Source organism: Mesorhizobium sp. B2-4-7 (genome assembly GCF_006442685.1).
Taxonomy (GTDB): domain Bacteria; phylum Pseudomonadota; class Alphaproteobacteria; order Rhizobiales; family Rhizobiaceae; genus Mesorhizobium.
In genome coordinates this window covers 1-25,259 of record NZ_VFVH01000011.1, presented here as the reverse complement: position 1 = coordinate 25,259, position 25,259 = coordinate 1, and the positions used below count along the sequence as shown (strand labels likewise).

Annotated in this window: 23 protein-coding genes and 1 pseudogene; 7 read left to right on the top strand and 17 right to left on the bottom strand. The window is 63.4% G+C overall.

The window, feature by feature from the left end:
- Nucleotides 1-28: 28 nt before the first annotated feature.
- A complete protein-coding gene (locus FJ946_RS24625) occupies nt 29-1,156 on the bottom strand; it encodes a KamA family radical SAM protein (RefSeq protein ID WP_140565318.1) in 1,128 nt (375 codons plus the stop codon).
- A gap of 126 nt (nt 1,157-1,282) precedes the next feature.
- Here FJ946_RS24625 and FJ946_RS24620 point away from each other — a divergent pair, with 126 nt between their 5' ends.
- Complete coding sequence (locus tag FJ946_RS24620; RefSeq protein ID WP_140565320.1) at nt 1,283-1,636, top strand: hypothetical protein; 354 nt, start codon at nt 1,283-1,285, stop codon at nt 1,634-1,636.
- Nucleotides 1,637-1,723: 87 nt separating this feature from the next.
- Nucleotides 1,724-2,254, top strand: coding sequence for a DUF1629 domain-containing protein (locus FJ946_RS24615; protein WP_140565323.1), 531 nt, complete (start codon nt 1,724-1,726; stop codon nt 2,252-2,254).
- Between the two features lie 24 nt (nt 2,255-2,278).
- On the opposite strand, the gene FJ946_RS24610 is transcribed toward FJ946_RS24615, so the two are convergent.
- Nucleotides 2,279-3,010: an SDR family oxidoreductase gene (locus FJ946_RS24610; protein WP_140499026.1), complete on the bottom strand. Its 732-nt coding sequence runs from the start codon at nt 3,008-3,010 to the stop codon at nt 2,279-2,281.
- Nucleotides 3,011-3,042: 32 nt separating this feature from the next.
- Nucleotides 3,043-3,528, bottom strand: coding sequence for a VOC family protein (locus FJ946_RS24605; RefSeq protein WP_140499028.1), 486 nt, complete (start codon nt 3,526-3,528; stop codon nt 3,043-3,045).
- Nucleotides 3,529-3,639: 111 nt separating this feature from the next.
- Here FJ946_RS24605 and gcvA point away from each other — a divergent pair, with 111 nt between their 5' ends.
- On the top strand, nt 3,640-4,524 hold the full coding sequence (gcvA, locus tag FJ946_RS24600; RefSeq protein ID WP_140499030.1) for a transcriptional regulator GcvA: 885 nt from the start codon (nt 3,640-3,642) through the stop codon (nt 4,522-4,524).
- A 36-nt stretch (nt 4,525-4,560) separates the two neighbouring features.
- On the opposite strand, the gene FJ946_RS24595 is transcribed toward gcvA, so the two are convergent.
- Nucleotides 4,561-6,183 carry an ABC-F family ATP-binding cassette domain-containing protein gene (locus FJ946_RS24595; RefSeq protein WP_140565326.1) on the bottom strand — a complete coding sequence of 541 codons (1,623 nt, stop codon included), beginning with the start codon at nt 6,181-6,183 and terminating at the stop codon, nt 4,561-4,563.
- A 595-nt stretch (nt 6,184-6,778) separates the two neighbouring features.
- On the bottom strand, nt 6,779-7,684 hold the full coding sequence (locus FJ946_RS24590) for a S1C family serine protease (protein WP_140565330.1): 906 nt from the start codon (nt 7,682-7,684) through the stop codon (nt 6,779-6,781).
- A 237-nt stretch (nt 7,685-7,921) separates the two neighbouring features.
- Here FJ946_RS24590 and yghU point away from each other — a divergent pair, with 237 nt between their 5' ends.
- Together yghU and FJ946_RS24580 are read left to right on the top strand one after the other, a co-directional pair.
- The gene (gene yghU, locus FJ946_RS24585; protein WP_140565338.1) at nt 7,922-8,788 is read left to right on the top strand and encodes a glutathione-dependent disulfide-bond oxidoreductase; all 867 of its coding nucleotides are present in this window, start codon (nt 7,922-7,924) and stop codon (nt 8,786-8,788) included.
- Between the two features lie 355 nt (nt 8,789-9,143).
- Entirely contained in the window at nt 9,144-9,884 is a 741-nt protein-coding gene (locus tag FJ946_RS24580; RefSeq protein ID WP_140499042.1) for a sulfotransferase family protein, read from the top strand.
- 153 nt (nt 9,885-10,037) lie between these two features.
- Here FJ946_RS24580 and FJ946_RS24575 read toward each other — a convergent pair whose 3' ends face one another.
- The 10 genes from FJ946_RS24575 to FJ946_RS24530 all read right to left on the bottom strand — a co-directional run bounded on the left by FJ946_RS24575 (nt 10,038) and on the right by FJ946_RS24530 (nt 21,273).
- Nucleotides 10,038-11,000: an OmpA family protein gene (locus FJ946_RS24575; RefSeq protein ID WP_181165263.1), complete on the bottom strand. Its 963-nt coding sequence runs from the start codon at nt 10,998-11,000 to the stop codon at nt 10,038-10,040.
- A 33-nt stretch (nt 11,001-11,033) separates the two neighbouring features.
- Nucleotides 11,034-12,065 (bottom strand): hypothetical protein, encoded by a 1,032-nt coding sequence (locus FJ946_RS24570; protein ID WP_140565344.1) that lies wholly within the window; start codon nt 12,063-12,065, stop codon nt 11,034-11,036.
- A complete protein-coding gene (locus FJ946_RS24565; RefSeq protein ID WP_140499048.1) occupies nt 12,062-12,883 on the bottom strand; it encodes a hypothetical protein in 822 nt (273 codons plus the stop codon). Before FJ946_RS24565 ends, FJ946_RS24570 begins: the two co-directional genes overlap by 4 nt.
- The gene (locus FJ946_RS24560) at nt 12,880-14,301 is read right to left on the bottom strand and encodes a hypothetical protein (protein WP_140565347.1); all 1,422 of its coding nucleotides are present in this window, start codon (nt 14,299-14,301) and stop codon (nt 12,880-12,882) included. The genes FJ946_RS24565 and FJ946_RS24560 overlap by 4 nt, the downstream gene beginning before the upstream one ends.
- Nucleotides 14,302-14,544: 243 nt before the next feature.
- On the bottom strand, nt 14,545-15,315 hold the full coding sequence (locus tag FJ946_RS24555) for an exodeoxyribonuclease III (protein WP_140565350.1): 771 nt from the start codon (nt 15,313-15,315) through the stop codon (nt 14,545-14,547).
- Nucleotides 15,316-15,322: 7 nt separating this feature from the next.
- The gene (locus FJ946_RS24550) at nt 15,323-15,967 is read right to left on the bottom strand and encodes an alpha/beta family hydrolase (RefSeq protein WP_140565353.1); all 645 of its coding nucleotides are present in this window, start codon (nt 15,965-15,967) and stop codon (nt 15,323-15,325) included.
- A gap of 222 nt (nt 15,968-16,189) precedes the next feature.
- Nucleotides 16,190-17,311 (bottom strand): tetratricopeptide repeat protein, encoded by a 1,122-nt coding sequence (locus FJ946_RS24545; protein ID WP_140499056.1) that lies wholly within the window; start codon nt 17,309-17,311, stop codon nt 16,190-16,192.
- A complete protein-coding gene (locus tag FJ946_RS24540; protein ID WP_140499057.1) occupies nt 17,308-18,216 on the bottom strand; it encodes a Ku protein in 909 nt (302 codons plus the stop codon). Before FJ946_RS24540 ends, FJ946_RS24545 begins: the two co-directional genes overlap by 4 nt.
- A 225-nt stretch (nt 18,217-18,441) precedes the next feature.
- Nucleotides 18,442-20,928 carry a DNA ligase D gene (gene ligD / locus FJ946_RS24535; protein ID WP_140565356.1) on the bottom strand — a complete coding sequence of 829 codons (2,487 nt, stop codon included), beginning with the start codon at nt 20,926-20,928 and terminating at the stop codon, nt 18,442-18,444.
- A gap of 120 nt (nt 20,929-21,048) precedes the next feature.
- Nucleotides 21,049-21,273 (bottom strand): hypothetical protein, encoded by a 225-nt coding sequence (locus FJ946_RS24530; RefSeq protein WP_140499061.1) that lies wholly within the window; start codon nt 21,271-21,273, stop codon nt 21,049-21,051.
- Between the two features lie 342 nt (nt 21,274-21,615).
- Between FJ946_RS24530 and FJ946_RS24525 the strand changes: the two genes are divergently transcribed.
- Nucleotides 21,616-22,881 (top strand): NAD(P)/FAD-dependent oxidoreductase, encoded by a 1,266-nt coding sequence (locus tag FJ946_RS24525; protein WP_140565359.1) that lies wholly within the window; start codon nt 21,616-21,618, stop codon nt 22,879-22,881.
- Between the two features lie 107 nt (nt 22,882-22,988).
- A complete protein-coding gene (locus FJ946_RS24520) occupies nt 22,989-24,176 on the top strand; it encodes an ATP-grasp domain-containing protein (RefSeq protein WP_140565362.1) in 1,188 nt (395 codons plus the stop codon).
- Between the two features lie 12 nt (nt 24,177-24,188).
- Here FJ946_RS24520 and FJ946_RS24515 read toward each other — a convergent pair whose 3' ends face one another.
- Nucleotides 24,189-25,007 carry a class I SAM-dependent methyltransferase gene (locus tag FJ946_RS24515; RefSeq protein WP_140565365.1) on the bottom strand — a complete coding sequence of 273 codons (819 nt, stop codon included), beginning with the start codon at nt 25,005-25,007 and terminating at the stop codon, nt 24,189-24,191.
- A 22-nt stretch (nt 25,008-25,029) separates the two neighbouring features.
- Nucleotides 25,030-25,259: pseudogene (locus tag FJ946_RS24510) on the bottom strand (GNAT family N-acetyltransferase); the annotation flags it as partial.

Sequence of the window (25,259 nt, the reverse complement as noted above, 5' to 3'; positions counted from 1 at the left end):
TCGCACGGACGCCGCCGGGAATGTGGACTCAGAGCTGGCTCACCACTTCTGTATATTCCCTCACCTTTCCATCCTGCCCACGAATGCGCCAGTTGCCGCCGTCGCGGTCTTCCACGTAACCCGGCCCGATCGGCACCTTGCCGCCACCGTCGGGCAGGTCGAGCACGTAGATGGGATTGCAGATGCCGGACAGGCGCGCGCGCAGCGCGGCCACCAGCGCCTGGCCTTCGGCGATCGTGGTGCGGCGGTGCGCCATGCCGCGCGCGAGGTCGCCGTGGTGAAGGTAATAGGGCTTTACCCCCAGGCGGTACATCAGCTCGCGGCAGAGTTCCTCCTGCACCTCGACAGTGTCGTTGACGCCCTTGAGCAGGACGCTCTGGTTGAGCAGCACGAATCCCGCCTGCCGCAAGCCGCGGCAGGCCGCCTCGGTCGCATCGGTGATCTCGCGCGGATGGTTGAAATGGGTGACGACCGTGATCATCAGCCGGCCTTGCAAGGCAGCGATCAGCCCTGGCGTGATGCGTGAAGGCAGCGCGACCGGCACGCGGGTGTGGATGCGCATCAGCCGCACATGCGCGATCGCCTCGATGCGGGCGCGGATTTCGTTGAGCGCCTTGTCGGGCAGCGAGAGCGGGTCGCCGCCGGTCAGGATCACCTCGCGGATCTCGGGGTGGGAAGCGATATAGGCGAGCGCCGGCTCCAGGGCTTCGCGCGTATAGCCGCGTCCGATCGAGGTCAGGGACTCCTTGCGGAAGCAGAAGCGGCAATAGACCGCGCATTGATAGGTGGGAAACAGCAGCACCCGGTCGGCATGGCGATGCGTCAGCCTGGGCACCGGACTGAAGGCGTGGTCGCCGATCGGGTCGTCGAGCTCGCCTTCGCCGGTCACCAGCTCGTCGGGAGACGGGATGACTTGCGCCCGGATAGGATCGGCGGGGTCTTCCCAGTCGATCAGGTCGAGATAGGATTTGGGGATACGCACCTTGTGGCGGGAGGCTGCTTCCTGGGCCGTCGCGCGTTCGCCTGGCGACAGCGGCTGCACGGCCAGATCGCGCACATGGCGCACGCCGGCGCGGATGTCGTCCTGCCAGGCGGCGTCGGCATCGGAAACGGGCTCAGCTGCGGCCGTCGTCGCATCGTGGAGCTGTGTGGTCATGGGGTTCTCGAGGTTTTTAGCGGACCTATCGGCCGGATGGCCTGCCGGGTCAACCGCCTTGCGCCGGCCTTCCCCGTGTAGCAAGGAGGGTCTGTGCTCTCGAAAATGCCGCGGAGAAGACCCGGGATGAGACTTGTGGTGTTGGTGGTGCTAGCCACGGTGGCAACTGGATGTGTGAGCTCTCCGGTGGATTATGGGGCCTCGCTTTCGACGCAAGACCCGAAATGGATATCGCCGGAATGCCAACAGGCCCGGGTCGAGGCCTCGAACTATGATGCGCGTGAAAAAGAGCATCCCGGTTGGGGGACCGGTGTCTTCCTTGGCCCTTACGGATTGGGTCTCGCGGCAGCCATCAAGGAGCACGAGCAAAAGGAGCGCAAGATGTTCGCCCGCAGGATACATTTGCAGTGCTCGAGTTTGCCGCTGCCGAACGAACTCGCGGGCGAGCCGAGCCCCCCGGCCACGACAAAATATCCATAGATGATATGCTTTGATGCTTCTGAAGGCAGGCCAGCGTTTGATGGGATCGCAGAAGCGGAAGCAGGCCTGAACTTGGGAACGCCGGCGATGACGACCATTTACGAATTCGCGGTTGTCGAGGGCCAGGAATGGGTGCTTCCGGTCGACGAGGCCTACTACGAGGTCTTCTCCTCCCTTGACGGAACACCCCTCGAGAACTGGGATCCACCGGTCATGCGCCGCGTGTCGGAGGGCGACCCCCTCTATTCGGACTTCCCTTGGCTTGGCGAGCATGCGCCGCTTTTGCGCAAGCCTGCCGTCGACGCGCTGAAGGCATATCTGCTGCCCTATGGCCAGCTGATCCCGTTGCGCGGGGAAGAGGTCTGGCTTTTCAACGTGACCACCGTGATCGATGCGCTGGACGAGGAGCGGTCTGGAATCGTCTATTTCGATGACGGCGCCATTCTCGCGATCGAGCGATACGAATTCGATGCGGACAAGATCGGCACCGCCGAAATTTTCAAGCTGCCGATGCGCGCGTCCCCGGTGTTCGTCAACGACGCATTCGTCAATCGCGTGCGCGACGCCGGACTGCGGACGGTATCGTTCAAACCCAGGTGGCGTCGCATCGAAGCGTGACGTTTGACGACCCTGCGATGCCAACTAGATCAGGTTCTGTCCGCCATCGATGCGGATCGTCTCGCCGGTCGTGAATTCGCTTTCCATGAGGTAGAGATAGGCAGGGGCGACGTCGGCGGGCGTAGCGACCTTTCTCGCGGGCAGGCGGGCGGCTATGCCGGCGAAAAAACCGGATTTGGCCTCACCGACGAGTTCGTCCCACATCGGCGTGTCGACCCATCCCGGCGACACGATATTGACGCGCGTCGGGGCCAGCTCCAGCGCCAGCGCCCGGGCGAAATAGCTGAATGAACCGGCGATCGCGGAAACAACCGAGCCTCCGGGAACCGGCGGGCGGTCCTTGTTGATGCCTGATGTAAAGGTCATCGACCCTCCGGCTTTCAGCGTGCGCACGCCATGTTTGGCGAGCATCACGGCGCCGATCAGCTTGTTGTCGACGAAGCGCCGCACGTAGTCCATGTCGGTCTGGCCGATCGGGTCGTTGGGCGGCGGCGTGCCGGCCGTCGAGACGAGGTGGTCGAAGGCACCGGTTTCGTCGAACATCCGGGCAATGTCCGCTTCCTTCGTCATATCAGCCGAAAGGCTTCGCACGCGACCGCCTGGGCCGAGCGTCCGTTCCGCGGCCTTGAGCTTTTCGCCCGAGCGGCCGACGATCACCAGCTCCGCGCCGCGCTCCAGCGCGGCTGCCGCTACGCCGAGCCCTATGCCGGAACTGCCTCCGACGACAATAATTCTCTTGCCTTTGAGCGATGCCATGGGAACCTCCGTCTTCAGGATGGACTGCTGGATTACGCCTTGCCGGCGTGGGCCGCCTCAATGTCGGCGACAATGATCTTGCTCATCTTGTACATCGCCTGCCGCGCCCGCCCCGCCTTGTCGCGGTCCGGGTCGTTCATCAGGCGCAGCGCCGCTTCGGGGATCACCTGCCAGTAGACGCCGAATTTGTCCCTCAGCCAGCCGCAAGGCTTTTCAGCGCCGCCGCCCGCCGTCAGCGCGTTCCAGTAATAATCTGTCTCGGCCTGGTCCTTGGTCTCGATGTAGAGCGAGATCCGCTCATTGAACGGCGGCATCGAGCCGGCATTGAGCGCGGTGAAGCGCTGGCCCTCGAGCTCGAAGTCGAAGATCGCGTGCGGCACCGTTTTATTCGTGCCGCCGACGAAATCGGTGAATTCGATCGCCTCAAGCGCCCGGCCATTCTTGAACACAGACAGATAGAAGTCGCGCGCCTCTTCGGCGTTGAGATTGAACCAGAGGAAGGGGTGAACGGTAGCCATGCTGCTCTCGTGACGTTTGATCACAAATCCTGCGAGCATTCTGTCCAGCATGCGCTGGACAGACAATCCAAACTTTGGCAAGGATTTGTGATCAAATCTCACAGATTGGCCATGATCCGCAGACTTCCCCCACTCAACGCGCTGCCGGCCTTCGAGGCCGCCGCGCGGCATTTGAATTTCTCCAGGGCAGCCGACGAGCTCAACGTCACGCACGGCGCCGTCAGCCGGGCGATCAAGCACCTTGAGGAACAGCTCGGCGTGCTTTTGTTCGAGCGCGCGACGCGCTCGGTGCGCCTCACCGCCGTGGGCGAGCCCTATGCGAGGGCGGTCCACGAGATGCTCGACCAGCTCGCGGCCGCCACCCAATCGGCGACGGCCGCCCATTCGGGCTCGACATTGAACGTCTCCACCTCCGACGGCTTCGCGGGAAAATGGCTGGTGCCGCGGCTCTATCGCTTTCATCGCGCGCATGGCGACATCGACGTCAGGATTTCGACGACGGGCAGGTTGACCAATTTCCTTGGCGACGGCATCGACGTCGCCATCCGCTATGGCGCCGGAAACTATCCGGGTCTCACATCGGAATTCCTCACTGGCGAGGAGGTGTTTCCAGTGTGTAGCCCGAGGCTCATGCAGGGCGCCTGGCCGCTGGAGAAGCCCGACGATCTCAGGCACCACACGCTGATCCATGATGGTTTCCCGATCGGCTGGGCGGCCTGGCTGTCCAGCGCGGGAGTGGAAGGCGTGGATCCGCGGAGCGGGATTACCTTCGATTCCGCCACTTTCGCCGTCGAATCGGCCGTGCAAGGTGAAGGCGTGGTACTTGGCCGGACCATGCTCGTGGCGGCCGACCTCGCCACCGGAAGGCTTGTCCGCCCTTTCGGCCACGCGCTGAAATCGGTTTCCAGCTTCTACCTGGTCTACCCTCCGGACGCGGTCCGCCGGCGCAAGGTGAAGGCTTTTCGCGATTGGCTCTTTTCGGAAATGACGGCGTAGCGTTCCACGGCCGCTTCCGGAGAGTAGCCTCTGTGCTTATCCCCTCAGCCCCGGTGCCTCCTGCCCGGTGCGCTCGACATATTCGGTGTAGCCGCCGCCATAGGTGTGGATGCCATCCGGCGTCAGTTCCAGCACGCGATTGGACAGCGCCGCGAGGAAATGGCGGTCGTGCGAGACGAACAACATGGTGCCCTCATACTGCGACAGCGCCTCGATCAGCATCTGCTTGGTGACGATGTCGAGATGGTTGGTCGGCTCGTCCAGCACCAGGAGGTTGGGCGGGTCGAACAGCATCAGCGCCATCACCAGCCGCGCCTTTTCGCCGCCCGAAAGCACCCGGCACTTCTTCTCGATCTCGTCGCCGGAAAAACCGAAGCAGCCGGCAAGCGCCCGAAGCGGCGCCTGGCCGGCCTGCGGAAAATTGTCCTCCAGCGTCTGGAACACGGTGCGCTCGCCGTCGAGCAGTTCCATGGCATGCTGGGCGAAATAGCCCATTTTCACGCTAGGCCCGCGCGCCACCGAACCCTGGTCGGGATCTGAGGCTCCGGCCACCAACTTCAACAACGTCGATTTGCCCGCGCCATTGACGCCCATGATGCACCAGCGCTCGCGGCGGCGGACCTGGAAGTCGAGCCCTTCGTAGATCGAACGGCTGCCATAGGCCTTGTGGACGTTCTTCAATGTCACGACGTCCTCGCCGCAGCGCGGCGCCGGCTGGAACTCGAAATTCACCGTTTGGCGGCGCTTCGGCGGCTCGACGCGATCGATCTTGTCGAGCTTCTTCACCCGGCTCTGCACCTGGGCCGCATGCGACGCGCGCGCCTTGAACCGTTCGATAAAGGCGATCTCCTTGGCCAGCATCGCCTGCTGGCGCTCGAACTGCGCCTGCTGCTGCTTGTCCGCGATCGCGCGCTGCTGCTGGTAGAATTCGTAATTGCCGGAATAGGCGGTGAGCGAACCGCCATCGATCTCCACCACCTTGTTGACGATACGGTTCATGAACTCGCGGTCATGCGAGGTCATCAGGAGCGCGCCGTCATAATTCTTCAGGAACTGCTCGAGCCAGATCAGGCTTTCCAGGTCGAGATGGTTGCTCGGCTCGTCGAGCAGCATGGCGTCGGGCCGCATCAGCAGAATGCGCGCCAGCGCCACGCGCATCTTCCAGCCGCCGGAGAGTTTTCCCACGTCACCGTCCATCATCTCCTGCGAGAAACCGAGACCGTCGAGCACTTCCCGCGCCCGGCCGTCGAGCGCATAGCCGTCGAGTTCCTCGAAGCGGTGCTGCGCCTCGCCATAGCGTTCGATGATCTCGTCCATCCGGTCCGCCTGGTCGGGATCAGCCATACCCGCCTCCAGCGCCGCCATCTCGGCCGCCACTTCGCTCACCGGCCCGGCGCCGTTCATCACTTCGGCCACCGCGCTACGGCCGTCCATATCGCCGACATCCTGGCTGAAATAGCCGATCGTGACGCCGCGATCGACCTGCACCTGGCCCTCGTCGGGCTGTTCCTGCCCGGTGATCATGCGAAACAGTGTTGTCTTGCCGGCGCCGTTGGGGCCGACGAGCCCGACCTTTTCGCCTTTCTGCAAGGCGGCTGACGCCTCGATGAAGACAAGCTGACGGCCGTTCTGCTTGCCGATGTTTTCAAGTCTGATCATGAGTGGTCCGGGAGGCTGATGTGAGGGTGCGGGAGTTGCCCCGGCCCATACGCGAATGACAGCGGCGGGGAAAGAGGCAGAAGCGCCGCAGCGGGCGCAGCGCTCTTACGTCTTCCCACAGCGGAGGAGGGAGAAGCGCCCTCCAGACACACTTTAGAACAAGATTCAACGTCCGGGAAAAACTGGAGAAAAGCGGTGCTGCGATAACCACCCCCGCGGCGGCCGGAACCGCTCGCGGCGCAACGCAAAGGGATGGTCCTGAAAATGCAACGACGTCCGACCGGATGGATGAGTGCCCTGCTTGGCATTTCGTTTGCCATCAATGCGGTCGCATCGCAAGCACGCCAGCCGGCATGTGAAGAAGCCTGTACGCAAGCACACCCACGTCGCCAGGAAGCACGCCGTCAGGAAGCACAAGGCCGCGGCTTGACCTTCTCAAGCCCGAACAAGGAGATAGAACGGTATCTTGAATCCCTTGATCGTCTTCTTCTTGACGTCCTCCCAGGAAAAAGCCGCCCTCGCGCAAGCGACGGCGGCTTTTCTTTTTGGACTGGGCTGAAGGCTTTCCTTCTCTGCTGTCGAGAAGGTAACGCGCTCACTGCAATTGCGGCTTCTTCAGGAAACTCTCGCGGTCGGCGGATTTGACGCGCAGCCAAGTTTCGCGGCCGTCGCGCAGGACCCGCATCGGGATCTCGGCGCCGGCCGAACCGCTGTCCCATAGCTTGCGATAGAAATCGGCCAGCCCGTCGACCGCGCCGTCGCGTATGTCTGAGATGACGTCGCCCTCGCGCAGGCCCGCCTTGGCGGCCGGACCGCCTTCGGTCACGCTCATCACCACCACCCGGCCGTCGCTTTCGGCCGAGAGGGCGCCGAGCCATGGCCGTGGCGGCCGCGCCACCTGGCCGCGCGTCAGGAGATCGTCGAGGATCGGCGGCAACAGGTCGATCGGCACCACCATGTTGATATCGGCGACCTCGCCGTTGCGGCTCATCTGCAGGCGCAGCGACCCGACGCCGAGCAGCGCGCCCTTTGCATCGAACAGCGCCGCGCCGCCCCAGGAAGGATGCGCCGGCGCGATGAAGATCGCTTCCTCGAGCAGATATTCCCAATAGCCGGCGAATTCCTGCTTGGTGACGATCCTGGCCTGAACCGACTGGCCGATGCCGTCGGCGAGCACCACGCTATCCCCGATCCTGGCCCTGCCGGCGTCGCCCAGCGCCACCGCCGGCAGGCCAAGCGGCGCCAGCGCCTGAACCAGGCCAAAGCCCGATTCCTGGTCGTAGGCCAGCGCATGCGCAGGCACGACGCGGCCGTCATGGGTCGTAAGCCACACCTCTTCCGCCTCGGTAATGAGATAGCCGATGGTCAGCACCAACCCATTGTCGCGGATAACGACGCCGCTGCCTTCGCGCAGCGTGCCTAATGCCCCGGCAGTAAAGGCATCGTCTGGAATGGTGGCGCGCACCGCCACGACGGAGCGTCTGTTGGGATTGATGGGCATACTCTTGTCCTGGACGGGCTTGGGGGTCACGTTCCTATAGGTATGGCACGCGAACCAAGGCGCAAGGGGTTGGGGGGCATCCCCTCCATCCTTTCGAAGCCCGAAGGGAAGATGAGAGGCATGGTCATTGACAATAGTTCAACGCAAGTTGAACTTTCCCGTTTGCAGCCCTAGCTGTAGGTGCAACTGCCAGTCCCGCTTCCAACCTGTCTCTCCCCCACAATACGAGGCCCTGCGATGACCGAATACACTCCGCCGAAAGTATGGACCTGGAATAAGCCGAGCGGCGGCGCCTTCGCCAGCATCAACCGCCCGATCGCCGGCCCGACGCATGACAAGGTGCTGCCGGTGGGCAAGCACCCGTTGCAGCTCTATTCGCTGGCGACGCCGAACGGCGTCAAGGTGACGATCATGCTGGAGGAACTGCTGGCGCTTGGCCTCAAGGGCGCCGAATACGACGCCTGGCTGATCAGGATCAACGATGGCGACCAGTTCGGCAGCGGCTTCGTCGAGGTCAATCCGAACTCCAAGATCCCCGCACTGATGGACCGCAGCGGCGCCACGCCCATCCGCGTCTTCGAGTCCGGTTCGATCCTCACCTATCTCGCCGAAAAGTTCGGCGAGTTCCTGCCGACCGACCAGCCGGCGCGCGCCGAGACCCTGTCCTGGCTGTTCTGGCAGATGGGCTCTGCCCCTTATCTCGGCGGCGGCTTCGGTCATTTCTATGCGTACGCGCCGACCAAGATCGAATACGCCATCGACCGCTTTGCCATGGAAACCAAGCGCCAGCTCGACGTGCTCGACCGCCGCCTGGCCGAAACCGAATATCTTTCCGGCGCCGGCTACTCGATCGCCGACATGGCGGTCTGGCCCTGGTATGGCGGACTGGCGCTCGGCCGCATGTACAATGATTCCGGCGAGTTCCTTTCGGTGCAGGATTACAAGAACGTGCAGCGCTGGGCGAAGGCGATCGACGAGCGCCCCGCGGTCAAGCGCGGACGCATGGTCAACCGCGCCTTCGGCGAACCCGCGATGCAGCTGCACGAACGCCACGACGCCAGCGATTTCGACACGAACACGCAGGACAAGCTCGCGGCTGAGTGAGCTGCGAGGGCGGGCAGCGGCGCTGCCCGCCCTCCGTTTGATTTTGCGAAAGCGTCGATAACGGCAACGTCTCACCTGGAGGCGTGGATATCGCGCCGATCCGCTCCGCGCCGTCCAAGACGGCAATGCGTCTTCTTCTATCATCGTCCGACGTCAACAGCGGTCCTCTCACACAGGCCCCATAGAAATCTGTTGCGCAAATGCCGGCCGGGGCGCAACGTGTTGCCAGCAGATCGATGCAAGCGAGCAAATCGATTCTGCAGCGCGGCGTCCTTGTCGCGCAGGGCATGCCTAGGGTTGCCGCGGCGTCCTTTTTTGGCGCGAGCACGCGGCCTTGGTTTGGTCGGGGGAACAAATGACGCTCACGCTGATCGGGGCCGGCTTCGGGCGCACCGGTACATGGTCGACCTTCGTCGCGCTGAACAGGCTCGGCCTGCCCTGCTACCACATGCAGGAAGTGATCCTGAACAAGGCCAACAAGGGCCATCTCGATTTCTGGCGCAAGGTGGCCAACAGCCCGCCCGGCACGCAGCAGGACTGGAGCCGGGTATTCGGCAATTACAAGGCGACGGTCGACAATCCAGGCTGCTGCGTGTGGCGCGAACTGATGGCCGCCTATCCCGACGCCAAGGTGCTGCTCACCTTGCACCCGCGCGGCGCGGAAGCCTGGTACGAGAGCACCATCGACACGATCTACTTCACCGAGAATGTCTGGCAGTTCAAGATCCTGGAATGGCTGACGCCGTTCGGCCGGAAATTCGGCGACATGTCACGCAGGCTGATCTGGGGCCGCACGCTAGCCGGCGTCATGGGCAACCGCGCCAAGGCCGTGGAGCGCTACAACGCATATGTCGAGGAAGTGAAGGCGGCGGTGCCGCCGGAAAAGCTGCTGGTGTTCAAGGTCAGCGAAGGCTGGGCCCCGCTCTGCCACTTCCTCGACGTGGCGCAACCGAACGAGCCCTTCCCCAATCTCAACGACCGCGAGGCCATCAAGAAGATCATCGCCGACATCATCAAGGGCTCCTACATCATGCTGGCGCTAAGCGTGGCGGCCGTTATCGCGGTGATCGCGGCGCTATGGTGGTGGCTGGGGTAGTTGGGCGCCGTTCGTCGATCCCTCGGTGCAGCGGGAGCGAAGCGACGCGAAGGCTTTGCGATCCAGGCCACGCGATTGCGAAAAAGCGCTACGGTCAAAACAAGGGCGTCGTTGTCGATACCGCCAAGCAGGCTGAATCGCGCGATCACCGCGTTAATTGGTGCCGCCGTCCGAGGACCGTCGTACCCGAATCTCGATACGCCGGCGTTCCCGAACATCGCCAACGCGGCTGCCGTCGGCGATAATGTCTCCCGGCATTACGAGCTGTGCCGCTGACAACGGAATGATCTTCACACTGCCCAGCCGTCCCGTCTGGATCAGCGCGTTCGCTACCGCGATAGCGCGCGAGAGCCCCAGCCCCGCATTGTCGGCCGGGGTCAAATCGCTGATAGCGCTGGCTCCGTTCATCGCCGAGATCGCAACCGCATCGAGGTTGGACGGCTTGGCCGGATTGATTTTCTGCTCATCCGTGTGACCGACGATCTCGACGACATCGACTTTGTAGCGTGTCAGCAAAGACAGAACGTCGTCCGTGACCTTGGTCTGCAAACGAGCCCGGAACGCGTCGGTGAGAGCAGCGCTGCCACGTTCAAATGTATAGCCGTCGTCGCTCAACGTTATCATCGGCGGCCACTGCATCGACGATTCAGCGTCCGCGCTCCTGTCGTTGGAGGCCGAGAGCGTCTTTTCAAGTCGGTCCAGCAGACGGGGGTCGGCGGCTTTGGCTTCGCTGATTTCGAGCAGCAATTTCCGCAGCGTCGGGTCTGACGTCGGCGCGGCATCGATGCCCTTTTCCGTAAGCCCGTCGATCACCGCTTTGGCCGCAACGAGCTCGGTCCAGTTGGCTGGCGGCAAAGGAAGCGCCGCTTTTGGAAACAGCGCCTGCAGGCGCGCCAGTTCGGCACGCATGTCGGCAAGCTGGCCCACCGTGATGTCCAGGTTCGCGGAGGCCTGCAGCTCGGCGATCCTCTCATCTTTTCGCTGTGCGATGCTGGCCGAGACCAGAAGGAGGCAGAAAAGCAGAAGGAGGAGAAGCTCGGCCATTGTGAGCCCAAGCACCACGCCTCGGCGATGGCCGCGTTCCCCTTCGGCGATAAGCGAGGAAGGCATCTTCATCGACATCGTCCCACACTGACCATGCAACGCGCTTTAGCCGCCACGCCAGAGCCGTCTGAATAGACCCTGCCGCGTCGGCGCTCGATCATAACCCTCAAATGTCGCCGCAAGTTTGTCGAGCACATCGCTGGCCCGAAGCGCTTCCGCCGTGGACTGTTCCAGCCCGCGCCGAAGCTCCGCCACATCGCCAAGACGGGAAGAGAAATCGCTCATGGCGGTTTCGATCGCCCGCTGCAAACCGGCCACGACCGGCTCCAGCCGAACCTCGATGACCTTGTCGGGTGTCGACATGCCAGCGAGCTTGTCGGCCATCATCTGTGTCGCGGTCGCAATCTGCGTGCTGGCGCTGGTCAGGATGGCGTTGATATCGTGAACTGCCTTGGCTGTCTGGTCGATGCCGCCCCGCAGCTCCTTGGTGTCTATTCCGCTCTGCATCGCCAGCGAGGATGCCCTGATGTGCTCGGAAGCTTCCTTGGCGAGCAGGTCCAGAGACTGGACCAGGGATTTCGCCGAGGTTTCCACTTGCGTTCGTATCTCGTGATAGCCCTCTTGCAGCATCTGCTGGTTGGAGCGTTGGAAATGGTTCATCTCGCTCAGGATGCCATCGAGTTCCCGGCGCACCTTGCGGGATGTTTCTGCGAGCTCGAGACGTGACACGCGTTCCACTTCCATGGGGTCGCGTCGGAGCTGATTGAAGACGATGCGAAATGCAATGCCGGCGATGGTGGAGGCAACCGCGATGCCGAAATTGCGCACGATCTCGTCGACTGCGCCACCGCCTCCATACTGGTAAAGCGAAACGGCGAGGCTGGTGAGCGTGAAGATGAAGCCCATATAGTAGAAGTTGTCCCCGGTTTGGTCGTCGCGCAGCCGGAGCCCGCGCGCGATCATGATCATCGCCGCGTAGCCCATCATCAGCGCGATCGGCACGAAGGTAACGACGAATGCCGACACGGAAAGCGATTTGGCCACGACTATGTAGGCGGCGCCCAGGCCGGTAAAAACGATAAAGACCAGTGGCGCCGCAGCGTCCAACTGCCGGCTGGCCACGCGCGGCCGCCTCACCCTTCAACTCCTTGCAACGACTTGGCAGAGCTGAAAACGCCGTGATTGTAATCAATCCACTGCTGCCAGAATGCCATCAACGCGACGCTGTCGACGGGCGACTTCGCCCGGCGTATGAGCCAGATCGACACATCGCTGCCAGCGAGATCCGTAGCGAAGCGGTTTGCCGCGGGCGACTTTTTGAAGGCATCGAAATCTGTGGCGCCGCGGTAGTGAGAGAAGAATTCGGTATTCTCGAACATGTCCGAAACGACAATCAGCCGCGAGGGGACCGCACGCGTTTTCTGGGCGACCAGATGGCTGACGGCTATCGACTGAATGCCGGCCATGATCGGCGAGCTGTCGGCCTTGTTTGCCTCGACCGCTTTCTCAAGCGCAACCAGCAGCGGCTGGCCGAATCCCGCTTGCCAACGCTCTCGCGCCAGCGCCGCATTGCCGGTGAAAGCACTGAGGTCGCCGCCATTGCCGGGGTTGCACAGCGAGAAGAGTTCTTTCGTATAGGGTACCGCTGATGTAAGGGCCCTGATCTCGAGCAAGCCACCGCGCTGGATGCCGGAGGCGGTATCGCGCAGCAGGGTCTGGATGTTCAGTTTGGTGACGTCAGCGATTGCATCCGTGGTATCGATCAGGATGATGGTTTGCGACGCAGCTCCGACGACCGGGCAAAGCCGATCGTCAAGTTCGACGAGTTGCGAGCGCGCAGAGACATAGACGTAGGTAAAGCCTATCGCGGCGGCAATGAGGCCGAGCGCGAATAGAATAATCCAGCCCCAGTTGACAAGGTTGGAAGGCGAGCGCCGGGACCGTCGACCGCTCATGGGGCTTCAGGCACCAGCACATCCAGTTCGCGATACTGCTTCAACGCAGCCTCGAACTGTTCACCCAGGACGACCAGCATCTTGTCGAGGTCGCCTTGCGCATCCTTGATGGAAGCTTGCAATTCGTCGCTGTTCCATTCCCCGTCGCGGAAATACTGGACGCCGATGCGGCCGAGTTGGTATGGCCGCGAAAAGCGCTCCGGCGCGGGTGTCGTGCGTACAGCGATATTGGCGTCCCTGTAGATTCGGAACAGGCTGTTTGCCGCACGTTCAAGCTGAGCTTGGTGGGCGTCGAACAGCCCAACCAACCGAGAGCGATGGGCCACGATCGCATCGTGTTCTGTCCGCTGCTTGCTGAGGTCGGCGCGCGCATCGGCGAGTTCGTCCTCATAACCACTGCGAACATCGGAAAGCTCGCCGATCAGGCCTTGCCGCTTGTTTCGATAATTTGCCCGCGCCTCGTCAAGCCGGTGATCAACCGTGGCGTAGCCTGGATAAGTGTCACGCATGCTGAGCCCATCGATCAGGGCAAAGAGTGAAAACATCACACCGAGGAAGAAGAGTATCCAGGAGCGAAATTCGTTCAGCGCGAATGGCGCGCTTAGCAAGCGTCGCATCACCTCGTCGCCATTGGTCGCGATCGTTCCGGCAACCTCGCGGTAATGCGCCAGACCAAGATTGATGGCAATCGCTGCGCCGATATAGGCCGCGATGGCGAGAATGCCGACAAACTTACGGAAAATCGAGCGATGCGCGATCTCGCGCACGCCATAGAGGGCGAACATCAGCGCGACGCCGACATTGAGAATCGCGAAGATCAGCGCCTCGACGATGCCGCCGACCAGCCCGAGCTCGTTTCGCTTTGCAAGCAGTTCGCCATTGATGACGAGCTCTGCCATCACCAGCGCCACCACAAAGAGCCATTTCAACGTCGTACCGATGGCGGTGGTCTTCTTGCAGGGCCGGCGAAGCCCGTTCTGATCCTTGAAATCACGATGCCAGGACTCTGCCTCCTTCAGATCGCGACGCAGCCCATGCAGATCATCGATTCCCATCTGCAATTCGGCTTTCAAGTCGGAGAGACCAGCCGTGGATGCCGCTTTTATATTGGCAAAGCGCGATTCAAAGTCGAGGTCGATGAGACGCTGCCTGAACCCCGCAAGTTGGTTCTCCAGATGATCGTGGGATTGTTTCTGGGCGGCTCCGACCAATTCGACGATATCGTTTTCAACGGCATCGTAAGGTAGGTCATCGCTTTGAGGCAGATTCTCCCTGCCCCGCTTCTCGCCTTTCTCCGCAAGCCGCATATCCGTTGCAATGCGCTGGACGTCGATGTCGGGGAATGACTCTGTCGTCGGCCTATAGGCATGCGGCGGCCGCAACAGCCGTTGCTTGAGCTTTTCCAGTGACCCGAACATTCCACCCCACGTACACTCTTCCGACCACCCGGATCGAGGCTAGCGGTAAGCTCCGGATTCTTCAACGAGTTTCGCCCAATCGAAAGTGGAGCTTTTGCGGACGCAAAAGCACGGCAATTCCATCAGAATGACTGTCTACTGCTAGGGAGCCGTATTTTACTCTGCGCCGTATACTGTATGGTCGCTGTCGCCGAAGGGCGGAGAAAAAGAGAGCGGGCATTCTGCTTCGCCAAACGCCGCCCCTCACCGCAACTCCACCCACACCGGCGCGTGGTCGCTGGCGCCGTCCTCACCGCGCACGTCGCGGTCGATGCCGGCAGCCTTGAGCTTGCGGGCGAGCTTCTTCGACAGGAGGATATGGTCGAGCCGCAAGCCCGCATCGCGCGGCCAGCGGTTCCGCCGGTAATCCCAGAAGGTGTAGAGCGTCTCTTTGGGGTACACCTTGCGCAGTGCGTCCGTCCAGCCTTGCTCGATGAGCGCCGCAAAGGCTGCCCGGCTTTCCGGCTGTACCAGCGCGTTATCGTCGTAGGAGCGCGTGGCATAGATATCGCGCGGCTCGGGCACGATGTTGTAGTCGCCCGCCAGCACCACCGGCAGACCGGTGTCGAGCAGTTGTGCCGCATGCGCGGCGAACCTGTCATGCCAGGCGAGCTTGTACTGGAATTTCGGTCCCGGTCGCGGATTGCCGTTCGGCGCGTACAGGCAGCCGATGACGATTCCGTTCACCGCCGCCTCGATGTAGCGGCTCTGCCTGTCGGCATCGTCGCCGGGCAGCACACCGCGCGTCAGCACCGGCTCGGCGCCCCGCGCCAGTATGGCGACGCCGTTCCAGGTCGGCTCCCCCTTCCACACCGCGCCGTAGCCGGCATCGGCCAGGGCACTGCGCGGAAAATGCATATCGCGCGCCTTCAACTCCTGCAGGCAGACGACATCGGGTCTTGCCGCCGCCAGCCAGGTCAGCAGATTCTTCAGTCGGCTGTTGACGTTATTGATGTTGAAGGAGGCGATTTTCATCGGCGGGTCAAGAGACGAGCTTGCCCGTCCAAGCCTTCACCGTTTCGGCCAGCGTCTTCAGATGATCGGCGGTCGAAAACCCCGAGATGCTCTTGCGCGGCTTCAGATCGTGATCGCCATCCTCCAACCATACGATCTCGATGCTGTCGGAGAGCCCATAGCCGGCAACCTCGTCGGGCGTGCCGAACTCGTCGCGCGTGCCCTGGAAGATCAGCGTCGGTATCGTCAACCCGGCCAGATGCTTGGTCCGCAACTGCTCGGGCTTGCCGGGCGGGTGGAAGGGATAGCCGAGGCAAAGCAGGCCCGAGATTTCGCCCCTGGCAAACATCTCGTCCGCCACCATCGAGGCGACGCGACCGCCCATCGATTTGCCGCCGATGATCAACGTCCCGGTCACGCCCCTCGCCCTGAGGTCGGCGATCGCCTTGATGTATTCCGGGTTCACTGTCTCGGCGCGCGGCGGCGGCTTGCGGTGGCCATAGCGGCGGGACGCCATATAGTGGAACTCGAACCGCGCGACCTGAAAGCCTACTGCCGCCAGCGCCTTGGCGGTGGCGGTCATCGAAGGAGAATCCATCGACGCGCCGGCGCCATGCGCGAGCAGGATGGTGACGGGAGCTGTGTCGTCGCCGTCGAAGAGGAAGGTGGTCATGGAATAGGGCTCCCGTGGCTCGGCGTTGGTGACCCCTTCTCCCCTTGTGGGACCCGAAGGGCGGGCGAGACCGTTGGCTCGCCCCGGGGGTGGTCTCGCGAAGCTCGGCCGGATCACGGGTGTTCCAGGAAACGCAAACGCCTCATTCCGACACGCACCCCTCAACCGTCTCGGCGCTGCGCGCCGATCCACCTTCTCCCAAAACGGGAGAAGGAAAGAGCTTTACCCCGCCGATTTCGCCAGCTGCATGTCCACGAACTGCACGCCCTTGGCCGCAACTCCAGCCCACTCCGACTCCGCGTCGAGCTCCAGATACCGCGCCCACAGCCGCCGCGCTTCCAGCAAATTGCCGGCGTCGAATTCGAGCCGGGCGAGATTGAAAACCGGATCGGCGTAATTGCCGTCGAGCGCGATCGCCTTCCACAAGTGCCTTCGCGCCGACGCCGTCTTGCCCTCCTCGCTCATCAGCCCGGCGAGATTGAACCAGGCCTCGACGAAAGCCGGATCGAGCTTGATCGCGCGCGCATAGTCATGGGCCGCTTCCGCCGGGTGGCCGCCGGCGCGCAGGCAGTTGGCGCGGTTGAAGGCGGCGATCGCGTCGCCTGGATCGATGGCAAGGCAGCGCTGGTAGAGCGCGGCGGCACCATCATGGTCGCCGCCCTCCTCCGCCGCTTCGGCCTCGGCGAACAGCTCTTCCAGCGGATCGTCGTCGGAGGCGCCGAGATCGAACAGCAATTGCCCGTCGAGCTCGCTCTCGCCGCCATCCAGATAGATCGCATCGGGCCGCCCGGATGCCGAGCCGACCGCGAGCGACTTGGCGGTGAGCGAAGCCACCGGGCCGGAACGATGCACCGAGCGCGCGATCGCGCCCCATGTCGCGCCGCCGGCGACCAGCCCGGCATATTTGCGCGCCAGGATCAGGTCGCGGAAGGAATAGGGTTCCGAGTCATGTTCGAAGGCATCGAACAGCGACAAGAGATCGAGGTCGGCGCCGGATAGCTGCGACTGATCGATCAGCGATTGCCGCGACAGCGAGGAGGCCTCAGGCGCCTTCATCAGTCCGAGCAGGCGCAGAAAACCGTTCTCGCTGAGCAATGTGCGCCCGGCGCCGCGCTCGGCGGCGACGCGGCGTTCGACCTCGACATCGCCGGTCTTCGTGAGCCCGGCTTTGACCAGCCCGGCCTTGAGCAGCAGACCGCGACCGAACACGACATGCGTGGTGCGCCGGATGACACCGCGCCTGAGTTCGCCATGCTGGCGCGCGACCTCGCGCGCCGCCAGCCTGAGCGGAAACGCCGCCAGCGCGCCGATCGTGCCGAATATGGCGCCGGCTGGTGCCGTCACTTCTTGCTCTTGCCGACCGCCTTCAGCAGGTTGGCTTTCAGCGGATTTTCAGCAGCGCCGCCCGCGGCCGCCTTGGCCTTGGCGGCGGGCTTCTCGTCGGCCTTGCTCTTCGATTTGGCCGGCGGCTTCGACTGCGACTGCGACAGGCTCGCCTTCAGCGCATCCATCAAATTGATGACGTTGCCGCGCTCGGGTGCCGCCGCGATGATAGGCTTGTGGCCCTTCAGCTTCTCGCGGATCATGGCCATCAGCGCGATCTCGTAGCGGTCCTCGTAGTTCTTCGGATCGAAGGTGGTTTCCTTCTGCTTGATCAGCGCTTCGGCCAGTTGCAGCATTTCAGGATCCGGGTTGCCCGCAGGGATGTTGCCGAAATATTCAGCCGTGCCGCGCACTTCGTTCGGGTTCCTCAACGTACACACGAACATGCCGTTTTCGCGCGCGCCGATCGTCACCACGCGCTCGCGGCTGGACAGGACCAGCCGGGCGATCGCCAACTTGCCGGATTTGCGCATGGCTTCGCGCAGCACGGCGAAAGTCTCCTCCGCCATCGCGCCGTCCGGCGCCATGTAATAGGGCGCATCCTGGTAGATGACGTCGACCTCGTCCTCGTCGACGAAGGCCTCGATGTTCATCGTGTGGTTGGATTCGATGCGCACCGCGTCGAGGTCGCTATCGTCGATGATGATGTACTGCTTGTCCTCGTACTCGTAGCCCTTGACCAGGTCCGAACGCTCGACCAATCCGAGTTCCGGATCGACCGGCTTCATGTTGATGCGGTTGTGGGTCTTCTTGTGCAACTGGTTGAACGAGATGCGCTCGCTGGCGCTGGTGGCGGGGTATAGCCGCACCGGACAGCTCACCAGACTGAGCTTGAGGTAACCTTTCCAACTTGCCCTGGGCGCCATGATGAACTCCTACGCGGCCATGCACTGAAACTTTTCGCAGCGCTTTCGTCCGAAGGACGAACAAGGCTGCGCAAATCCTACACCGACCCCGCACCTTACCGGCAAATCCTGACGAAATGTTTTAGGACGCCGAAAGGGCCGCGAGTAGAGAATAATTCAAATTGTCAAAAGCGTCGATGGACTTGGGTTTCCTCGCCCCCGCGAAGCGGGGGAGAGGAAACCAATTTATTTGAACGTGGGCAAATCCCGAGCAAACTCGTCGATCTCAGCCCACGGATCGCCCGACGTTTCCAAGAGTCCCGGCAGCGACGCATAGTTCAGGTCCTGCGGCGCGTCGATCGTCTCCAGATCCGCCCAGCTCACCGGCGTCGAGGCCGGCAGGTTGGTGCGGGCGCGCAGCGAATAGGGTGCGGCGGAGGTGTGGCCGCGCGCGTTGCGGTGATAGTCGATGAAGATGCGCTTCTTGCGGTTGTCCTTGCCCATTGTGGTGGTGAAGGTGTCAGGCGCGCTTGCCGCCAGATGCGTGGAAATAGCGCTGGTCGCCTGGTGCAGCGTCTTCCAGTTCTGCCTGGCGGTCACCGGCACGGTGATATGGATGCCCTTGCCGCCCGAGGTTTTGGCGAAGGGCACCAGCCCCAGCTCCTCCAGTTCGCCCTTGATGTGCACGGCGGCCTCCACCACTTCGCGCCAGGAGATCCCTTCGCCCGGATCGAGATCGAAGACGATTTGGTCGGGCCTGTCGAGGCTGGTGCGATGCGTACCCCAGGTGTGGAACTCGACCACGCCGAACTGCGCCAGCGCCAGATAGCCCTTTGCGCCCTCGACCGAGAGGTAGGATTTGGTCTCACCCTCGGAATTGGTCGCCTCGAAGGTGGCAACCGAAGGCGGCATGCCGGTGAAGGCATGGCGCTGGAAGAAGCAGTCCTTCGGCAGGCCGGTCGGGCAGCGCACCAGCGACACTGGACGCCCTAGAATATGCGGCAGCATGAAATCCCCGACCAGCGCGTAGTAGACGGCGATGTCGAGCTTGGTCGGCCCGGTCTTGCCGAACAGGCGCCTGGTCGGGTTGGTTACCCAGATCGTGGCGAGGTCAGCCTCCGCGATCAGCCGCTTGCGCTTGGCCGAAACCGGCGTCGAGAGGCCGACATCCCTGAGGCCGCGAAACACCGCATGGCGCAGAGCATTGTCCGCCGTGCGGTTGGCGTAATGGATATGGGCTGAAAACAGCGGCTTCACCCAATGCATCTCGCGCATGATTTCGCGCGGCGCGCCTTCGGGCGCCATGGCGCCTGATGTGAGCGGCTCCAGCCGGGCCAGAAGATCGGCCGCGGTCTCGGCGTCGAAGCCGGTGCCGACCTTGCCGCGATAGTGAAGCTCGCCGTCCTCGAATTCGGCAAGGCCAAGCGCCGCCAGCCCCTCGGCTGCATCCGAAACCGTGTAGCCGGCGATGACGAAATCGCCGGTTTGCAGCGCCTTGGTCTTGGTCCAGCTCTTCGTGCGGCCGCTCTGGTAGGTCGCGGTTGCGCGCTTAGAGACGACGCCTTCCAGGCCAAGCTCCGAGGCTTGGTCGTAAAGCCCCTGCCCGTCGCCGCCCACGTGATCGCTGTACTGGATCGCGGAGTTGGCGCGCAGGCCGGCGAGCAGTTCGGCCAGCAGCGCCTTGCGCCTTTCCAGCGGCGCCTTGCGCAAATCCCAGCCGTCGAGATGCAGGAGATCGAAGGCGTAGAAATGCAGCTTGCTGCCGGCGCCCTCCGCCAGCGCGTCCTGCAGAAGCGCGAAACGGGAAATGCCCTTGCCGTCGAGCACGACGATCTCGCCGTCGATGATGGCCTCCCGGCACGGCAGCTTGGCGAAGGCATGCGGCAGATCGCCATAACGCTTGGTCCAGTCGATGCCGCCGCGGGTGATCAGCCTGACCTCGCCACCTGTCAGATGCGCCATGGTGCGGTAGCCGTCGAACTTGATCTCGTGCAGCCAGGACTCGCCGGTGCGGTCGCCAGGATCGTCATCGCCCGGCGGTTTCGGCACCTGTGTCGCCAGTTGCGGCTCTATGCGGGCGGCGGGCGAGGTCTTGACCGCGCCGGGCAAGGCGCCGGGCTTCAGCGTACCGGGCCTTGGCGCAGCCTTGGCCGGCGGCGGCGCCACCAGCTCCTCGATACGGCGGCCGGATTTCACGCTCTCCGGCCGCTCTTCGAGGATGTCGAGCGTGGGATTGGAAGCGAGATCGCGCTCCTTGAACAGAAGCCAATTCTTCTTGCCCTCCTCTTCGCCGGGCTTCGGCTTCAGCCTGGTCAACATCCAGCCGCCATTGAGCTTTTTCCCGGCCAGCCGGAACTTGAAGGCGCCGGTGCGCAAGCTCTTCTCGACATCGTCCATCGGCGCCCAGCTGCCCGTGTCCCAGACGATCATCGGCCCGCCGCCATACTCGCCTTCGGGAATGACGCCCTCGAAGTCGATATATTCGAGCGGATGGTCCTCGGTCTCGACCGCCAGCCTTTTGTCGGCCGGATTGAGCGAGGGTCCGCGCGGCACCGCCCAGCTCTTCAGCACGCCGCCGACCTCCAGGCGCAGATCGTAGTGGTCCGCCGTGGCATGGTGCTTGTGGACGACGAAGCGGTTGCCCTCCTCGGCGATCAACCCACCCGCCGGTTCCGGCGTCTTCGAGAATTCGCGCTTGGCGCGGTAAGGTTTGAGCTTGGAGGGCGTCGTCATGGCATCGACCGTCGCAAGCCAGCCAATTGCAACAACAGAGCGCCATGCCTGCTCGAACGGTCCGATGCGGCATGTATCAGGGTGACTAGCCGAAACGTCGCTGCCAACCAGTCACCACGCTCAATCGTCGGCCGCCGGCGTCAATTCGAGCTCAGCGGGCGACAGGCCCTGCCGCAGCTGGCTCAAGCGGAATTCGTCGACCCAGTAGGCCTCGCCATCGACCAGCACCCGCGCCCTATAGGTGCCGCCTGAAAAACTCTGCGCGGTGATGTAGACCTTGTGGCGGTCGAGCGCCTTGCGCACCGCGGCACGCTTGGAGTTCTGGCTGTTCACGGCACTGGACATGCGCTTCGCCCTCGGTCGCCCTGACACGGAACTCGACCGCTCTTCGCGGTCCGGCGACTGGCCCCAAGGATGGCGGAGAGCGGCGCGGGTGTCAATTTCCTCGCCGCGGCGTCTTCCCTGCAAGACGCAAGCATAGCCGACGGCATCGGCTCGATTATGTCCGCGAACCTGTGGGCTGGAACAATATGACATCTTGTTTGGCATATGCGCCGAGGCGGCTCGGCGCTTCTGCTTTCCGCATTGTTAACCTCGGCGCGCCTAGGAATAGGGCGGGCTCCGGCCGCGGCGCCAATGCGTCAGAGCGGCGCGGGGATGGCGCGGCCATCCAGGAGAACAAGGTTCATGACCGCTTCCGTGCGAAGCAATGACTGTGAAGTGGCTGTTGTCGGCGCCGGACCTTTCGGACTTGGCGTCGCCACGGCGCTCAGGGCAGCTGATGTAGACGTGCTTGCCTTTGGCAGCCCGATGGGCTTTTGGCGCGAGAACATGCCTCGGGGCATGCGGCTTCGCTCGCCCTGGCGCGCAACCTTTATCGGCAACCCGAACGGCCCGCTCTCCCTCGATTCCTACGCCAGCGGCCAGCGCGTCCAATTGCGCGAGCCATTGCTGCGGCAAGATTTCGTCGACTATGGAATGTGGGTTCAGGCTCAGGCGGTTCCGGATCTCGACACGCGCATGGTGAGCCGTGTCGAACGGACCAATGCGGGATTCCGGCTGATCCTTGCCGACGGCGATGTGGTGCGCGCCGGCCGCGTCGTCGTCGCCATGGGCCTGAAGAACCAGGAACTGGTGCCCGCCGCCTTCACCGGCCTGCCCTCCGAATTGGTCAGCCATACCAGCGCGCACATTGGATTCGAAGCCTTTGCCGGCAAGCATGTCGCCGTTGTCGGACGCGGACAGAGCGCCTGCGAATCCGCCGTCCTGCTGAGAAAGGCGGGAGCCGACGTCGAACTCGTCTGCCGGGGCGACATCCATTGGCTGGGCGCGCCGTCCAGCAGCCGGGGCCGCAATGTGCTCGGCGCCGCCGAGGAACTCCTGGCGTCGCCCTCGCGCGTCGGCCCGTTCCCGCTGTCCTGGCTGATCGAGGCGCCGGGTCTCGTGCATGGTTTGCCGGCGGCGGCGCGACGCTGGGTCAATGCGCGTGGCCTCAGGGCCGGCGCGTCGGGCTGGCTGCTGCCGGACTTCGGCGGCATCAAGGTCAAGGCCGGCCGCGTGATCGTCGGCGCCTCCGCCAGCAACTCCGGACTAGACTTGCGGTTCGAGAACGGCTCGACCGCTTACGATCACGTCCTTCTCGCGACCGGCTATCGCATAGACATCGGCAAGCTCGGGCTCTTCGCCCCCGATTTCCTCGATGCGATAGCCTGCCGTGACGGATCGCCTGTCCTTTCCACGGGACTGGAATCGAACATTCCCGGCCTGCATTTTGTCGGCGCCAGCGCGGTCGCGAGTTTTGGCCCGTTGATGCGTTTCACCGCCGCCACCCCGTATGCGGCGCAGGCCGTCACCCGTTTCATACGCACTGCCAGAAGCAAGGGGCAGAACGCACGGCGCTCCACCATGAGACTGGGCGAAGCCTCGGTTCCCGCCGGCCCGAAGCCGCGTTGAGCGTCGCCGGCCCCGCCATGTATCAGCGCGATCAGGCGGGGCTCTCGCCTGTCAAAGCGGAAGAGCTGGGCAACCGGCCGTGCCGGACAGCATGTGAGGATGTAGGCTTGGCGACGTCAGGCGCAGTGTTTCTTGGGGGCGCGCACGGCACGCTTGCCCTGGCGCGCAGCCTCGGCGCGCAAAAAGTGCCCCTCACCTACATCACCAATGATTCGCCGCTGCCGGGCTGGTCGCGATTTGTCGGAGCCACCATCCGCTGGCCCGGCCCAAACGATGAGCGGGCGCTGCCGTTTCTGCTGGAAGCGGCGCGTAAACACCGGCTGGAGGGATGCCTCATGATCCCGGCCGCCGATCCAGAGGTTCGCCTGGTCTCGGAAAACCTCGCCGCCCTGTCGGCGATCTATAAGATCTTGCTGCCTTCCTGGGATGCGTTGCAGTGGGTCTGCGACAAGCCGTTCCTCTACAGGCGGGCAACCGAGTTGCGGCTGTCCATTCCAAGGACCTATGATATCGCATCCATGGCGCAGGCCTCATCCCTGGACATGGTTTTTCCGGTCGTTCTCAAGCCTCACATGGGCGGCGGCAACACCCGCATCGCCAGGGCCAAGGTCGTCCAGGCCGACGACAAGGCCTCGTTTCTTGCCGCCTATCGCGGCGCGGCCGAACAGATCGGCGGCCAAAACGTCGTCGTGCAGGAGCGCGTGCCGGGCGGGGGAGAAAGCCAATTCTCTTACGCCGCGCTCTGGAACGAGGGCAAGCCGATCGCGGAGTTCACCGCGCGCCGCTCGCGGCAGTATCCGGTCGACTTCGGCTATACCAGCACCTTCGTCGAGATCGTCGACGAGCCCCGCGCCGTCGCTGCCGCGCGCACATTGCTGTCGTCGATCGGCCATAGCGGCCTGGTCGAGGTCGAATTCAAGCACGATTGTCGCGACGGCACGCTCAAGCTTCTCGACGTTAATCCGCGCCCTTGGTCCTGGTTCGGACTTTGCGCGCCCGCCGGCGTCGACCTGGGCGCGATGCTGTGGGAAACAGTGAACGGCCGGGCCACCGCAGCCGCTACCGCTCGCCCGGGAACGGCATGGATGTATCTGGCCCGCGACGTTGTTTCATCCGTGACGCTGATGTGGCGCGGCAGCCTCGGCATCGCGGCCTATCTCAACTCGTTCGCGACGGTTCGATCCTGGGCGGCGTTCGCCTCAAACGATCTGCTGCCGGGGCTGATCGAACTGCCGCTGACGGCATGGCGGGTGCTGACGAGACGGCTGCTGAACCCGGCCGGCCGCCGGCGCTGACAAGATCGCCCTTTATGATGGCCGGTAGTCGAAGATCGCGTAATCGATGGTCCGCACCGCGTCGAGGAAACGCGGCATGGGCGGCGTCACGCGTTGCTGGAAAGACCCGGCATCGTGGATGGCGGGCTTCGCCCATTCGATGGCCCTGTGGCTCGAACTGCCGTAAACGACGAGGCAGGGCCGCGGGTGCCGTTCCAGCGACGACATGAGATTGCCCAGCACGATTTCGAACACGTCCCTGGAAAAGGGATTGTAGAAATAGACCAGCAGCGGCGTCGGCGGGAACTCATACGTCGCGGCATCCGCTTCGATGACTGCAATCTGGCGGCATTTCTGGGCCGGGCTCTTGTATCGCTCGATGTTGCGCCGGGCGATTGCGACGAGCTCCCGCGCGAACTCCACACCGACAATCGCGGCGAACGGGTAGTGCGAGGCCAGCAGGAGCGTGCGCGACTTGCCCGAACCGATATCGATGAAGGTGTAGTCTGCAAGATCGTCCGTCAGCCTGTCCATGATGAAGGCGAAGGATCTGGGCGACGTGCAGACACATTCATTGCCCTGGTCCCGGTGCGGTCCGACGACATCGAGCGCGTCGAGCCGGATCGAACCCGCCGTATCGACGCCATTGTCGCGATCCCACTGGCGCGCCAGCCGGTCGGCAACGAGATGGCGGATGTTGCGTGCGACGAAGCGGCCGCTGTCACCGAGGCCATGCCGCCGGACGAGCCGGAACGGTTCGAGGATTCCTTGCTGCCGGACGAACCGCAGCGCCCTTGCGATGCGTCCCCTCGAGCGGTCCTGCAAATTGATGCTGTGCGTTTCACGGTTCATTGCGGATCGGCTCGGTTGCCTGTCAGCGCAAGCGGCGCAGGCCGCGCACCAGGCCTTGGCCCGCCTTGAGCAGCCGCGGTTTGGAGCGAATGAAAAGCTCGATCCGGCAGCGCAGCGAAATGTAGGCGGTAGCGCCCCATCCCCGCAGTGTCATCGACTGGCACAGTTCGGCCAGCACCGAACTGGTGGCGCCGATGTGCTCCTTATAACCCTGGCTGCCGACCGAAAGGTCGAAATAGTCGAACCCGTGCC

Excerpts from the sequence above, each read along its gene's own strand:
- FJ946_RS24625 (WP_140565318.1), bottom strand. The coding sequence starts at position 1,156 with ATGACCACACAGCTCCACGATGCGACGACGGCCGCAGCTGAGCCCGTT.
- FJ946_RS24620 (WP_140565320.1), top strand. The coding sequence starts at position 1,283 with ATGAGACTTGTGGTGTTGGTGGTGCTAGCCACGGTGGCAACTGGATGT.
- FJ946_RS24615 (WP_140565323.1), top strand. The coding sequence starts at position 1,724 with ATGACGACCATTTACGAATTCGCGGTTGTCGAGGGCCAGGAATGGGTG.
- FJ946_RS24610 (WP_140499026.1), bottom strand. The coding sequence starts at position 3,010 with ATGGCATCGCTCAAAGGCAAGAGAATTATTGTCGTCGGAGGCAGTTCC.
- FJ946_RS24605 (WP_140499028.1), bottom strand. The coding sequence starts at position 3,528 with ATGGCTACCGTTCACCCCTTCCTCTGGTTCAATCTCAACGCCGAAGAG.
- gcvA (WP_140499030.1), top strand. The coding sequence starts at position 3,640 with ATGATCCGCAGACTTCCCCCACTCAACGCGCTGCCGGCCTTCGAGGCC.
- FJ946_RS24595 (WP_140565326.1), bottom strand. The coding sequence starts at position 6,183 with ATGATCAGACTTGAAAACATCGGCAAGCAGAACGGCCGTCAGCTTGTC.
- FJ946_RS24590 (WP_140565330.1), bottom strand. The coding sequence starts at position 7,684 with ATGCCCATCAATCCCAACAGACGCTCCGTCGTGGCGGTGCGCGCCACC.
- yghU (WP_140565338.1), top strand. The coding sequence starts at position 7,922 with ATGACCGAATACACTCCGCCGAAAGTATGGACCTGGAATAAGCCGAGC.
- FJ946_RS24580 (WP_140499042.1), top strand. The coding sequence starts at position 9,144 with ATGACGCTCACGCTGATCGGGGCCGGCTTCGGGCGCACCGGTACATGG.
- FJ946_RS24575 (WP_181165263.1), bottom strand. The coding sequence starts at position 11,000 with ATGAAGATGCCTTCCTCGCTTATCGCCGAAGGGGAACGCGGCCATCGC.
- FJ946_RS24565 (WP_140499048.1), bottom strand. The coding sequence starts at position 12,883 with ATGAGCGGTCGACGGTCCCGGCGCTCGCCTTCCAACCTTGTCAACTGG.
- FJ946_RS24560 (WP_140565347.1), bottom strand. The coding sequence starts at position 14,301 with ATGTTCGGGTCACTGGAAAAGCTCAAGCAACGGCTGTTGCGGCCGCCG.
- FJ946_RS24555 (WP_140565350.1), bottom strand. The coding sequence starts at position 15,315 with ATGAAAATCGCCTCCTTCAACATCAATAACGTCAACAGCCGACTGAAG.
- FJ946_RS24550 (WP_140565353.1), bottom strand. The coding sequence starts at position 15,967 with ATGACCACCTTCCTCTTCGACGGCGACGACACAGCTCCCGTCACCATC.
- FJ946_RS24540 (WP_140499057.1), bottom strand. The coding sequence starts at position 18,216 with ATGGCGCCCAGGGCAAGTTGGAAAGGTTACCTCAAGCTCAGTCTGGTG.
- ligD (WP_140565356.1), bottom strand. The coding sequence starts at position 20,928 with ATGACGACGCCCTCCAAGCTCAAACCTTACCGCGCCAAGCGCGAATTC.
- FJ946_RS24530 (WP_140499061.1), bottom strand. The coding sequence starts at position 21,273 with ATGTCCAGTGCCGTGAACAGCCAGAACTCCAAGCGTGCCGCGGTGCGC.
- FJ946_RS24525 (WP_140565359.1), top strand. The coding sequence starts at position 21,616 with ATGACCGCTTCCGTGCGAAGCAATGACTGTGAAGTGGCTGTTGTCGGC.
- FJ946_RS24515 (WP_140565365.1), bottom strand. The coding sequence starts at position 25,007 with ATGAACCGTGAAACGCACAGCATCAATTTGCAGGACCGCTCGAGGGGA.